Origin of the sequence: Flavobacterium sp. 1, from assembly GCF_002797935.1 — a bacterium.
In the GTDB taxonomy this organism is placed as follows: domain Bacteria; phylum Bacteroidota; class Bacteroidia; order Flavobacteriales; family Flavobacteriaceae; genus Flavobacterium.
Genome location: NZ_PGER01000001.1, coordinates 3569294 through 3581967, shown reverse-complemented (window position 1 = coordinate 3581967; position 12674 = coordinate 3569294). Strand labels below are relative to the sequence as shown.

At 34.6% G+C, this 12674-nt stretch carries 12 protein-coding genes; 9 read left to right on the top strand and 3 right to left on the bottom strand.

Annotation, left to right across the window (positions count from 1 at the left end; all coding sequences use genetic code 11):
- Positions 1-45: 45 nt before the first annotated feature.
- From CLU83_RS14475 to CLU83_RS14435, 9 genes are all read left to right on the top strand, one after another.
- Positions 46-915 (top strand): SDR family oxidoreductase, encoded by an 870-nt coding sequence (locus tag CLU83_RS14475; protein ID WP_100432264.1) that lies wholly within the window; start codon positions 46-48, stop codon positions 913-915.
- Between the two features lie 353 nt (positions 916-1268).
- Positions 1269-1607, top strand: a complete 339-nt coding sequence (locus tag CLU83_RS14470; protein WP_100432263.1) for a type II toxin-antitoxin system RelE/ParE family toxin — start codon at positions 1269-1271, stop codon at positions 1605-1607.
- Positions 1591-1896, top strand: a complete 306-nt coding sequence (locus tag CLU83_RS14465; protein ID WP_100432262.1) for a helix-turn-helix domain-containing protein — start codon at positions 1591-1593, stop codon at positions 1894-1896. Before CLU83_RS14470 ends, CLU83_RS14465 begins: the two co-directional genes overlap by 17 nt.
- 566 nt (positions 1897-2462) lie before the next feature.
- The gene (locus tag CLU83_RS14460) at positions 2463-3338 is read left to right on the top strand and encodes an NmrA/HSCARG family protein (RefSeq protein WP_157802100.1); all 876 of its coding nucleotides are present in this window, start codon (positions 2463-2465) and stop codon (positions 3336-3338) included.
- Positions 3339-3380: 42 nt separating this feature from the next.
- The gene (locus tag CLU83_RS14455; RefSeq protein WP_100432260.1) at positions 3381-3986 is read left to right on the top strand and encodes an NAD(P)H-dependent oxidoreductase; all 606 of its coding nucleotides are present in this window, start codon (positions 3381-3383) and stop codon (positions 3984-3986) included.
- 114 nt (positions 3987-4100) lie between these two features.
- The gene (locus CLU83_RS14450; RefSeq protein ID WP_100432259.1) at positions 4101-4280 is read left to right on the top strand and encodes a hypothetical protein; all 180 of its coding nucleotides are present in this window, start codon (positions 4101-4103) and stop codon (positions 4278-4280) included.
- Positions 4281-4390: 110 nt separating this feature from the next.
- Complete coding sequence (locus CLU83_RS14445) at positions 4391-5287, top strand: AraC family transcriptional regulator (RefSeq protein WP_100432258.1); 897 nt, start codon at positions 4391-4393, stop codon at positions 5285-5287.
- Positions 5288-5301: 14 nt separating this feature from the next.
- The gene (locus CLU83_RS14440) at positions 5302-5829 is read left to right on the top strand and encodes a PaaI family thioesterase (RefSeq protein WP_232727118.1); all 528 of its coding nucleotides are present in this window, start codon (positions 5302-5304) and stop codon (positions 5827-5829) included.
- A 399-nt stretch (positions 5830-6228) separates the two neighbouring features.
- Positions 6229-6726, top strand: a complete 498-nt coding sequence (locus tag CLU83_RS14435) for a hypothetical protein (RefSeq protein ID WP_100432257.1) — start codon at positions 6229-6231, stop codon at positions 6724-6726.
- Between the two features lie 315 nt (positions 6727-7041).
- Here CLU83_RS14435 and CLU83_RS14430 read toward each other — a convergent pair whose 3' ends face one another.
- From CLU83_RS14430 to CLU83_RS14420, 3 genes are all read right to left on the bottom strand, one after another.
- Positions 7042-8103: a glycosyltransferase gene (locus tag CLU83_RS14430; RefSeq protein WP_100432256.1), complete on the bottom strand. Its 1062-nt coding sequence runs from the start codon at positions 8101-8103 to the stop codon at positions 7042-7044.
- Positions 8104-8410: 307 nt separating this feature from the next.
- Complete coding sequence (locus tag CLU83_RS14425) at positions 8411-8956, bottom strand: hypothetical protein (protein ID WP_232727117.1); 546 nt, start codon at positions 8954-8956, stop codon at positions 8411-8413.
- Between the two features lie 64 nt (positions 8957-9020).
- Entirely contained in the window at positions 9021-12458 is a 3438-nt protein-coding gene (locus tag CLU83_RS14420; protein ID WP_100432255.1) for a hypothetical protein, read from the bottom strand.
- Between the last annotated feature and the right edge of the window lie 216 nt (positions 12459-12674).

Here is a 12674-nt window from a genome sequence, read left to right as displayed (position 1 = left end):
TAGTCGACTAAATAAATTAATAACTGAAAATAAAATCAAAATCAAATGAATAATCTAAACAACATCACCGTATTCGGTGCAACAGGAAAAATAGGCAAGGAACTCTTGACCTTTTTATCACAAGTCAACATTCCAACAATTGCTGTAACCAGAGACAAAAGCAAAGTGAAAACCCTACCCAATGTAGAGTGGATAGAGGCAGACATGGGTAACAAAGAAACACTTGAGCAAACAATGAAAAACAGCAAATCAGTTTTTCTCGCATCAAGTGTTAATCAAAATTTTGCCACCGAACAAAACAATGTTATTGAAAGTGCAAAGCGATGCGGTGTACAACACATCGTAAAATTATCTTCACCTGGTGCCGATAAAAATTCACAAAACTTTATAGCAAGACCAAATGGAGAGGTTGAAGAATTTTTAAAAGCATCAGGCGTAAACTTTACCATCATTCAACCCAACTCATTTATGCAAAATTGGCTGGGCTATTTTTCAGAAACTATTCAAAGAGAACGAAAAATTTATGAAGCGACAGGCGAAGGCAAAAAACCTTTTATTGACACAAGAGATATTGCCGAAATTTCATTTACGATTTTGACACATCCCAAAAACCATATCAACAAAACTCATTTGCTTACTGGTGGAGTTGCGGTAAATTATGGACAAGTTACAGAAGCTATCAGCAAAGCCATTGGCGAAAAAATTGAATACGTTTCAATGACAAGTGAAGAAGCGAAACAGAGAATGACTGAAAAAGGTATGCCACCAATGATGATAAATACTTTTATAGCCATTGCAGAAGGACAGAGAAATGGGAAAGCCGATTTTGTAAATACAGTTGGAGAGGACATATTAGCTAAGAAATTAATTACAGTTGAGCAATTTGCAAAAGATTATTTAGAATCATTTAGATAAAACAACGAACCGCTAACAGGTACAACGGATTTGGGCAATAGGCTTAATGAAAAATTGGTTTTGTATTTGGGATGATTTGCTTCGCCTATTCGCTATCGCTCGGGTGGCTAATCTGAATAATGGGGTTAATTTAGTCCCAAACCCGCTGTAGTCCCAGAACGTCAGTCTGTGAAAAAACCTCCTCAAATTTAGAAAGTATTCGGAGGGCTACAAAGAAAAATCTCGAATATGAGATTCTCAGGAGGCTGATTTTAGTTTTTTTACAGACTGACGTTATAGGTGATTTCACTACCAAAACAAAAAATTCACAAATAATAAGTTTCACTTTAGTACAACTTACGTATATTTGTATTATGGATAAGCAACGAACAATCATTTTTTACAAAGATTACTTTGAAGAATTCTTTGAAAAACAACGAGAAAAAGTCAAGGCGAAAATTATCTGGACGTTAGAATTAATTCAAGAATTGGACAGAATTCCTGAAACGTATCTTAAACATATTGAAAATACGGACGGGCTTTTTGAAATTAGAATTCAACAAGGAAGCTATATCTTTAGAATCTTTTGCTTTTTTGATCAAGGACAATTAATAATTCTAACAAACGGATTTCAAAAGAAAACGCAGAAGACTCCAAAAAAAGAAATTGAAAAGGCACTTAAAATCAAACAAGACTATGAAAACGAAAAATAATAATATAAAAACACTTGACCAGTTTAAAGATAAACATTACGGAAAAATTGGAACTGTAGAAAGGGACGAACTTGATGCTGGATATGAGAGCTTTAAGATTGGTGCAATGATTCACGAAGCTAGACTTCAAAAAGGTTTAACACAGGAAGAACTTGCTGAAAAAGCAGGAACTACAAAATCCTATATCTCTAAGATAGAAAACAACATTAAAGAAGCTAGATTTTCAACTCTGCAAAAAATTGTTGAGCTTGGTTTGGGTGGGCATTTGGAACTATCAATTAAACTTTAAGGGATCAAAAGAAACCACCTATAACAGCTACAATGGATTTGGGCAATAGGCTTAAGGGAAAGTTGGTTTTGTATTTGAATGATTTGGCAAATCCGAAGAATGGGCTTAATTTAGTCCCAAACCCGCTGTAGTACCAAAACGTAGTACAGTCTGTGAAAAAACCTCCTCAAATTTAGAAAGTATCCGGAGGGCTACCAAAGAAAAAACTCAAATATGAGATTCTCAGTAGGCAGATTTTAGTTTTTTTACAGACTGACGTAGTATGTCACCCTAAACGGCATCGGGGAATTCAAACTAACATGACTTTGCCACCTGTCCAAATTAAATTTTTAGCACATAGCAAAGCTCAAAAAACTCGGATACAAATCAAACCTCGCAAAGAGCTGAAAAAAACAATGCAGTTTCCTTTTATGCTCATAGTTTGCAATAAGCACATATTCTTAATTGAAAACTTCAAAAAGGTTTGTCCTTAAAATGTATCACATCTTTCTTGTTTTGTATAATTTGATACCAAACTCATAATCTAATTTTGTTTCAATATTTAACGACAAAAAATAATGAACAAAATGAAAAAAACAATAATAGTAATTGGAGCAACAGGCTCACAAGGAAAGGGTGTGGTAAATACCTTGGTAAATGAAGGTTCTTTCAATGTAAAAGCAACAACCCGTAATCCTGAAAAATATTCAGGCAAGGCACATGAGGCCGTTTATGCAGATTTAACCGATTTGCAGTCATTAAAGGAAGCGTTTAAGGATGCTTATGGCGTATTTGTGGTAACCGACTTCTGGGCAGGTGCAGACGAAATCACCCAAGGAAGAAATGCCATTGAAGCAGCAAAAGCAACAGGGATACAGCACTTTGTTTGGTCAACACTGCCTGATGTTGAATCAATAAGTAATGGTGAATTTGACGTTCCTCATTTTACAAACAAATCAAAGGTAGATAACTTGGTGAAAAATGCAGGGTTTAAATTCTCAACATTTGTAGAAGCTCCATTCTATTTTCAAAATCTTATCGGACGTCTTGCTCCACAAGAAAAACAAGACGGCACAACAGGCTGGACATTTCCGTTAGATCCGACAAAGAAAGTAATTCATTGGTCGGACATCAATGATATGGGAAAAGTAGTGGCAGGTGCATTTTTGCAGCCTGAAAAAGCTGGTAATAGCAATTACCTTGCATTGGCAACAGAACTGAATAGTTTCAACGACGTACTCGAAGCCTATAAAAAGCACGGAAAAGAGTACAGCTTTACACAAGTCCCAGGTGAAGTATTTTCAACTTTTTTTGAAGGAGCAAAGGAAATGGCAGAAATGTGTGGATTTTGGGAAAAATACACCTATATGGGACCAGATTCTACGTTACAGATTGAATTGGCAAAAGAAATTGCCACCAGTGAATATGTATCATTTGACGAATGGATAAGTCAGAATGAGTAGGAAAACAAGAAATCTGTCAGTAAACAATAATTGATATTTAAAATGAATCAGAAAAAAAAAGTACTGCTTATCAATACGCATCTAAATTATCCTAATTTTAGTGAAGGAGTACTTAATGAATCCCTTCAGGCTATTGCCAAGGAATTTTTTGTGGCTAATGTGTTTGAAGTTTTGGAAACTAAAGTAGAAGATGGTTATGACGCAAACGAAGAGGTTGAAAAGCATTTAGATGCAGACATTATCATTTTGCAGACCCCTATCAACTGGTTTGGGGCTCCTTGGATTTACAAAAAATATGTCGACGATGTCTTTAACAGTGGCAGAGAAAATTTTAGATTTTTGAGTGGAGACGGAAGAACCAGAGAGGATTTAACAAAGCAATATGGAACTGGTGGAAACTTGCAGCAGAAGAAGTTTATGGTATCTGCTACGTGGAATGCTCCAAAGGCTAGTTTTGATGACCCCGCTCAGTTTCTTTTTGAAGGCAGAAGTACTGCTGACGTGCTAATAGCTATTACAGCCAATTACAGATTTTGTGGTGCTGAAGTTGTGGTCGATTATAATTGTTTTGATATATTTAAAGATGGGAATGTAAAAAGTGATTTGGAAAGATATCCGCTTCATCTTAAAGCTGTCTTCAATCTTTAGCATAATATAAATTCTACAGAAAAACTGCTGTAGATTTGCTTGGATTATATTGGTTTTTTAATCAAAATTTGCGTTATGTTGTTACTATAACAAAATCGTATTACATTCTACACATTGCTAAGTGAAGTATTTTCAACTTTTTTTGAAGGAGCAAAGGAAATGGCAGAAATGTGTGGATTTTGGGAAAAGTACACCTATATGGGACCAGATTCTACGTTACAGATTGAATTGGCAAAAGAAATTGCCACCAGTGAATTTGTAACATTTGACCAATGGATAAGTCAGAATAATTAGGAAAACAAAAAGATATAAATAGACAATGGTTTTCAATAAAAATCCATTGTCTATTTATCATTGGGTAATTTAATATTGAAAAATAATTGTAACTTTTAGTATATTTAGACATGAAACATTTTAAGACTATAACCGATGTGTACAAAACAAACGGACTTCCTCCGCAAGAAAATCCATTGCTTGGAGTGTTGACATTTGAAGACATAAAAGACTGCAATTTTGTTTATTCGGAATTTACAATGGGTTTTTACAAGATTGCTTTAAAAAAGGTAAAATTTGGCACACTCTTGTATGGCAAGACCAAATATGATAGCGATACTGGTTCTATGTTTTTTATGAAGCCCAATCAAATCATACGGATGAACGACCTTGAATTAGAAGAAAATGGATTTATAATCTTTATAGATGAAGATTATTTAGTCAATCACCCACTTCATGCTACAATTAAAAAATACAGCTACTTCGATTATGAGGCAAATGAAGCACTGCATCTATCTCCTAAAGAAGAAGAAACCATTTGGAATCTCTTTAATAAAATACGTGAGGAATATTACAACAACCAAGATAATCTCACTAAAGAGATAATTATAGGCTATATTGAGTCCATTCTGAAATATTCGTCAAGATTTTACAATCGGCAGTTCTTGAATCGGACTGTTTTGTCAGGTACAATAATTTCTAAGTTTACAGAAATCCTGAAGGAATATTTTGAAAGCGGAACACTCCAAAAGGATGGATTGCCAACAGTAAAATATATGGCGTCTAAGTTATCGTTATCGGCAGGATATCTTAGCGACTTATTGAAACAGGAAACTGGTAAGACTGCGATAGACCATATTCATACAGCTTTAATTATTGAAGCAAAAAACGTACTGATGAGTACAGACAATACTATAGCGGAAACTGCATTTCAACTTGGCTTTGAAAATCCTCCTTATTTTTCGCGATTATTTAAAAAAACTATTGGGATTACTCCAACTGAATATAGAAATCAGTTCTTGAATTAATGAAATAACTCAATTTGAAAAATCAAAATGAGTCGAAACAAAATATTAATAATTTAGTACAATCATCTATGAAAACACCAAACCCGTACAAAGAAATATTACTAAATCAAATCAACCAAGTTGTCACAGAATCACCGTCTGCTTTTATGATTTGGCTACGACCAGTGGTGAAGGAGATAGGTGAAGGTAGTCTGATTTTTGATTTTACCGTCTCTCCTATTATGATTAACCCTGGGGGTACCTTGCATGGTGGAGTTATTTCCGCTATGATGGATGATATGGTAGGCGCTACTATTCTATGCTTAGGAAAGGCAAATTTGTATGTTACTATTAACAATGTTATTGATTACATGGCACCTGCTAAATTGGACGAAGTGGTTACTGGTAGGACAAAAATAATCAAGTTAGGTCAACAGATAATTAATGTGCAGTTTGAGTTATGGAATATGAATAAAAAGAGACTGCTGGCAAGAGGGTACTCCAACAATATGAAAACAGAATTTCTGTTACCCAAATTATCGCCACCCGTGAAGACCGAATAAGTTATCTCCCTTGCCTTTAATTGTTGATTTTCCAATCAAAGAAAACTTCATCTATAAGCTCATACTAACAACACTATTCTTGACGAGTTTCCTATAGATTTGTGTTGTTGGTTCGGTGGACTAAATATTAAAAAGGTTTATACACTTCCGAGACAAACCCTACCAAGGTTGACACAGACTAAACTTTACAGTACTAAGACGAAGGGTGAACATACAACAGCGGTTTTAAGAAATTGGGGGTTTAGGGCTTAATTTAAAGTTTGTTTTGTACTTTTGATTTTCAGTGCTTAATCGAAAGTTTTGGGCTTACAAATCCCCAACTTCTTAAAGCCACGAAACGTTGACCATGATTGTAGCGCATTATGTTAAAGATTGACATATTAATTAAAATTTAAGTAAATGGAATTTGATGAGTATATAAATTTATTTCAGAAAGTAGCAATCCAAATTGAAAAGCAGGGATTAACTGAAAAAAAACTTGAAATTGCTGTTGGGAAAGTTTTAAATTCCATTTTTTTAAAGCTTTATAAAATATCTTGGACAAATTCAACAGAGAATCCATTGACAGCCGAAACTAGAATTTTTTTTTCAATTTGGGTTAATGAAACAACTTTGCAAGAGAAAAAAATATATTATAATATCCATGCTTTTAAACTTCGAAAATTAAATGGTTACAATATAGAAAGTAGAAAATTTGCAAACTCTTTTAGAGAAAAATTTAAAAATTATTCGCATAAATGGGAAAATGTAAGAACAGATTTTGGACCGCTAACATTAATGGAAGGATGGGTAGAATTGGAAAATGAAAAAGTGCAAGAAAAAATTTTACAACTTGCAAACAACTTTTTAGAAATTGAAAATTTGATTGATAAAACTTTAGTCGATTTTAAAAAATAATAATTGAAATAAAACAACGAACCGCTAACAGGCACTACAACGGATTTTTGCAATATATTTCTAAATGAAAACAAAAAAATCATTAATTATTTTCACATTTTTGTTTGTGATTTTAATCCCTTATTCTGTTATGTTTTTTGAATTTGATTTCGCAGCTTCAATAATTCCAGGTTAGCACACAACAATTAATTCATTCAATTTAATTGCAAATCTAAATAGAATTGTAATCAATATACTTTTTCTAATCGGGCAAATTTTATTTGGAATATATTATTACAAAATGTGGAAAAGCAAACACTAATAATCGAAATCCATTTAAAATACTTTGAATAACTCTTCCCAGTCTGCCGTACTGCTCAATTCAGGAAGCCCTTTGAATTGGTCTATTTGCGAAAGATTTTCAATTCTAAAGCTGTCTTGGGTTGCATACGGCACCATACCTTCTTCTTGTAATTTTTCGGCCAGATAAACCTGTTCGTACTGCCCGGGAGTGGGGATGAAAAAAGCTTTTTTATTCAGTTTGACTAAATCCATAATCGTGGTATAGCCGGATCTGCAGAGTACTTTTTCGCTTTCATTGAAGGTGTATTCCAGCTGGCGCGTTTTCATGAAATTGTAATAGGTTACATCTCCTATCTGCTCTTTCTTTTGTTGTGCTTCGATTATTCCTTTTATAAAAACCACTTTTCCGTCAAAACGCTTTACTTCTTCGGTCAGGTGCGCTTCCAATAATCCCCGCTGAGGTTCGGGTCCAGATAAAATAATCATCAGGTCATACTGAATTGGCAATGCCATTTTGTGCATTCGGCTCAATGGTCCCAAATAGTTTAGTGTTAGAGAATTGTTCTCCAAATGCCCCAGTTTTCCAGTAAGATTTAATTCGGAATTTACATCTGGAATCCAGCAGGCAGTGTATTTTTTTATGATTTTTTGGTGAATTTTACTCGTAATCCAAGTGGTGTTTCCAGTCATGACATTCAACTGATGGGTGATAAAGACAGACGGAATTTTTTTGCTGAAAACTCCCAATCGATTATCCGATATGATTCCGTCTATTTTATATTTTTTCACCCATTTTTTTACAATGTTTTTCTCTTCACTGATAGCTTCCAGCATTTTGGGCAGGCTTTTTATCAGTTTCCATTTAAAGTTTTTGCCGTTTTTGGCATACTCAATCTGATAGGAAGGGAGTTCCAGAGTTTTTAAATACGGAAACTCTTTGCGGAGTAATTCCAGAGCAACTCCGTCTGAAGCAATTATTGGGGTAAAATTATTTTCCTGCAGCGCTTTAATAATAGGAATGCATCGGGTCGCGTGTCCCAGTCCCCAATTTAAGGGCGCGATCAAAATTGTTTTATTTTCAGAGTTTAAATTCATGTGTCAGTCTTACAGTTTAATTGTAAGTCTAAAGATACTTTTTGTGTTGCCTTTTAATGTTTGCAATGTATTACTAAAAGATTATTTAATGTGATAACTCGGGATTTCTATGCTAAAGTAATATCTTTTGGAAAGATAATTCAAACTATTTTTATGTCATATCGAGCGTAGTCGGGATAAGATGCTAGGCTAGGTTGCCAATGACTCGTAAATTTGTCATGATTGACAATATTGTGAGTTTTGGGATTGTAAACAAAAAAGGCTAACCAACATGGAAAGCCTCTTGCAGTTATATTATGAAATCGGTTTATTGCTTGATATAAGTTTTGTTTCCGTTTGAATTGATGTAATATTTACCTCCTTGTGGACCGGTATATACTTTTTTGCCATTGTATTCTCCAGTCACTTTATCAGCAGTTTTTGCTGCAGATTTTGATTTGTCCGAAGATTTAGCAATTTCTTTTTTTACTTCTTTTGTTTTTTTATCGGCTGTAGTTTTAGAATCTTTAGTAGCCTTGTCTGCCGTTTTTTTGGTTTCTTTTACCGTTTTGTCAACAGTAGCTTTAGAATCCTTGGTAGCTTTATCTGCTGATTTTTTTGCCTCTTTCTTAGTTTTATCGGCAGTTGCTTTAGAATCTTTAGTCGCTTTATCTGCCTTTTTTTTGGTGATTTTTGTTGTTTTTTCAACAGTTGCCTGCTCTTTAGTTTTGGTTGTTTGTCCGTAAAAAGCATTCGAAGCAATAAAGATGAAACTTAATAAAAATAATTTTTTACTCAATCTTAGCAGTTTGTTTTTTTTGTTTTCGTGACCCGAGCCTAAAAGGCGAATAGGCGAAGCAATCTGTGATTTCATAGCTATTTAGATTTTAAATTAGATTTAAATTTACTGATTTTTTTTAAAATTGTATGCTAATTGTTTAAAAATAAGCCCTTAATTCAACGCTTCCTGTGTGAATGGCATTGCTGGTTTCGCTTTTTCGGCCTTGATAAACGAAATTCAAGTCTAAAAACTTAGTCAGATTTACTTGAAACAATGTTCTCCAAGTGATGTTTTGTCCTTTTTGCAGCCCTTCCAGCATTTGATATCCTGCCGAAGAATATTCATTGCCAGTAAAGTCATTTTTATACAATGAAATTTCACTGTTGATGTTAAACTTGGAAGTGCCTGTGTAGCTAAATGCGGTTCCAAATCGGTTTTGTGTTAAAGTATCCAAACTGCCAATTTGATTTTCTTTACTGATGTATTCATAAAAAAGATCCAAACTCACATTTTTAGAGAACAGATAGCTAATCTTTGGAATCCATAAATAGCCTTCAATAGTATAGTTTTTTTCGGCAAATGTTTTGGATTCTGTTGCGTTTTGCAACGTTTTTGCGACTATGTCAAACAACCAGCTTTTTTGCAATAAATGCTGGTATTCCAATTGATGAAAGCTGTTGTCATTTTTAATGGTGCCAATGGATAATAAATTTTGGGTCTCATTCTTCGTAAAAGTATAGGTAACTGAATGGTCTCTTTTTCCTCTATTGTACGACAGACTATTGGTGAAAGTTTTGATAAGCCCCAAAATATCTGATGCTGAAGATTCAAATGGATTCAGAGCCAAGTGTTCTCCGTCATTCTTGATTTTTCGGTCCATAATAAAGGAAGTCTGCATATAAAAGTGGGACAGCGCTTTCTTGAACGGTTTGCTGTTTTGCCAAATAATAGGATTGATGATAAACGATTGTGAGAATCTGTTTTGGTTCGTTTTGATATAAATTTGATTGGGTAAAAAGATTCTGGTATAAGTCGCTAAATCCAAAAAAGGAGCAATCTCAAATTCTTCCAAATCCTTAATTCCATCGCCATTGTAATCATTCCAAGTATATTTTCCCTGACCAGCTGGAACTTCAACATACGTGTAATCCTGAAAAGGCATGGTGCCAGAATTAGTTTCGTAACGGGTATTGCTTTGAACTAGTTTTTTAAAATACTGATCGTTATACACTATTCTTGAGTTAAGAGAAGGTGTGTTTTTCAAATTAGGATCAGTATAATCTAATTGTCTGTAGTTCACAAATAAGGAAATATCACGGCTCTCCGTTTTGAGTAATTTGGATTGAAAATTATAACTGTTTGAAGTGTTTACTCTTTGCAGTAATCCATTTTGAACACTGTCGTTTATTCTTCTTGCATAACCCAATTGAAAATATACTTTGGTGCTGTCGCCATGACCAGCGTATATTCCGTATTCCGAAAATCGCTGGCTGAGCAAAGAAAACTGTTGGGTTGCTTTGTTCTTTTCCTGATTGTCTTCAAAGTGAACGCTAGTTCCAACCCAATTCCTTTTGTGATGATAGCGTATCTGCGAAAGATTTCTCAAAAAAGTTGAATTATTTTCTAAATCATCACTTTTTAGATAACTTCCATCGTTTTTTATACTCCATTTTTTGAATTCAAAATTTGTATTGAGGTTGTTTTTTATCCCCGAATACATATTGGAAAGCGCTAATTTCTCAAAAGCATACGTAATGTTTGCAACAGTTGTAGAATCCTTTTTTTTGGGAACTAAATTAAAATTGATTCCAGTTTCCAATAAGCTTTGATTTCCAGTTGCAGTAACAGAGTTGACATTCCAATCGCGGTAAAACTCAATGCTGTTGATTCGCTCTACGGGTTTAAAATCGGCTTGTACAGCTTGAAAATTGGCAAAAGCATCTATGTTCCATTTTTTTGAATACAGCCGCTGTTTTGCGTTGATTTCGCCCGATAATCCTTGATTGTTGCTGTCGTCTATGGATGAGAATAAATTTTGGTCACTGTTGCTGACGGCCAATTCAAATGATACGGCTGTTTTCTCAGAAGGATTGTATTTTCCAAAGAAAGTGGCTACCTGAGATTTTATAGGAGCGATTAATTGAATAATAGGCTGATAGTTTCCTTGTGGAATTCCGTTTGCTGGCGCGACATATTCAAATATTTTATCAACGCTGGTTGGGTTGGTTAAAATATAATTTCCTTTGGCTTGACCAACCAAGGTAAACTGAACATTGTACAATTCATCATTAGAGTCTGTGGAATATTCATAAATGGTTTCTGCGCCGAGAATGGTTTTTTTGTACTGTATTTTCTTTTCGTCATAAGTGTCAGGAACTGCCGATGGAGCAACCATTAAACTGGTATTATCGCCTGCTTCTGCCAAAATTTGAGCTTGTTCCTGTGAAAGATTCTGCTGAACCGGCTGATTTTTTAAATCGTTTTCAGAATATACCGCAGCGCCAAAACTCCATTTTTTGTCGGTAAAACTTCCGCCGTCGTAGGTGATGAATCGGGAATAATTGTTTTCGGAATATTGGTATTCGACCACAATCCGCATTTCAGATGTAATCGGGAATTGTGGCGTAAAAACAATTTCCCCCGAATTATAATCAATAATATAATCGTTCTCCTGACCTCTCTTGACTAAATTGCCATTGACATAAACCCGTTCAGAGCCAATGATGACCAGCACATATAATTCGCCGTTTTTTCCAACTAATTTATAAGGTCCCTGATTGCCTTCCTGTCCTTTGAAATTACTGCTGGCGTAATTTCCAGTCACCAGTCCGCCGGATGCAAAAACGGTTGTCTTTTTGTCTTCGGTTCCAAAGTTGACGGTTGCTAACAGTCCTTGTGTTTTCTTGTTGAAAGTCAGGAAACGTGTAGTATTGTTTCCTATGAATACATCGCCGGCACGAACATTCCAGCTGTCGGTAAACAGTTCCATGAATATGTTGTCATACTGGTTCAGCCGTTGGGAATAACTGCCTTCCTGAACTGGAATGTTGGTGTCCTGAATCGAGGCTCGGATACTGACTTTCTCAGATATTTTTCCTGTGATTTTAAAATCTAAATTCGAATTGACTACTGCGTTTTGATTGTTGCCTACAATGACACTTCTGGAAAGACTGCCCACAGCAACAAGTCCATCAAACGGAATATTTTTGGGTGTCGATGGGTTTTCTATCCGATATAATTTTTGATTCGTGGCTTCGTTATCAATAATTTTACTGCTGTCGTAAACAGTATATTCTTTGGTTAAAATATCGGGCAGTTTTTGATAATGAACCGTAAGGGAATCAGCAGACGATAGGTTTTGGTTTTTGAATAAGAGAATGCCTTTTGGAAAATTTACTTCGTATGAAGTGCTGTCAATGACTTGGTTTTTATGGTCGAAAATTTTAAAAAAATTGGAATTGATGCTCACATTTTCCAGATGTATGGTATCTGTTGTGAAAGCTATTTTTTTGGTGGTGTACCCCAAGTCTGTTTCTTGTGCGTGAAGCGCAGAAAAACAAAAAATGACAATCCAAAATAATACTTTTTTTAGCATAAACAGTATAACTCCAAAGTGCCAAAATTAGTGTTTATTATTTTATAATGTGTTAATTAGGGAATAGAGGAGAAGTCAATTGAGAATTGTTTTTAAAAGAACTAAACAGCTTCCCAATAGTCACTATAAAAGTTTTCGGTTTTCATTAATTCCGAATGATTTCCAGATGTGGAAATCGTCTTATTTTCAAGAATATAAATTGTATCTGCGATGTTT

Bases quoted from the DNA above. Each gene is read 5' to 3' on its own strand.
- CLU83_RS14435 (WP_100432257.1), top strand. From the start codon at position 6,229: ATGGAATTTGATGAGTATATAAATTTATTTCAGAAAGTAGCAATCCAA.
- CLU83_RS14465 (WP_100432262.1), top strand. From the start codon at position 1,591: ATGAAAACGAAAAATAATAATATAAAAACACTTGACCAGTTTAAAGAT.
- CLU83_RS14455 (WP_100432260.1), top strand. From the start codon at position 3,381: ATGAATCAGAAAAAAAAAGTACTGCTTATCAATACGCATCTAAATTAT.
- CLU83_RS14445 (WP_100432258.1), top strand. From the start codon at position 4,391: ATGAAACATTTTAAGACTATAACCGATGTGTACAAAACAAACGGACTT.
- CLU83_RS14420 (WP_100432255.1), bottom strand. From the start codon at position 12,458: ATGCTAAAAAAAGTATTATTTTGGATTGTCATTTTTTGTTTTTCTGCG.
- CLU83_RS14475 (WP_100432264.1), top strand. From the start codon at position 46: ATGAATAATCTAAACAACATCACCGTATTCGGTGCAACAGGAAAAATA.
- CLU83_RS14470 (WP_100432263.1), top strand. From the start codon at position 1,269: ATGGATAAGCAACGAACAATCATTTTTTACAAAGATTACTTTGAAGAA.
- CLU83_RS14430 (WP_100432256.1), bottom strand. From the start codon at position 8,103: ATGAATTTAAACTCTGAAAATAAAACAATTTTGATCGCGCCCTTAAAT.
- CLU83_RS14460 (WP_157802100.1), top strand. From the start codon at position 2,463: ATGAAAAAAACAATAATAGTAATTGGAGCAACAGGCTCACAAGGAAAG.
- CLU83_RS14425 (WP_232727117.1), bottom strand. From the start codon at position 8,956: ATGAAATCACAGATTGCTTCGCCTATTCGCCTTTTAGGCTCGGGTCAC.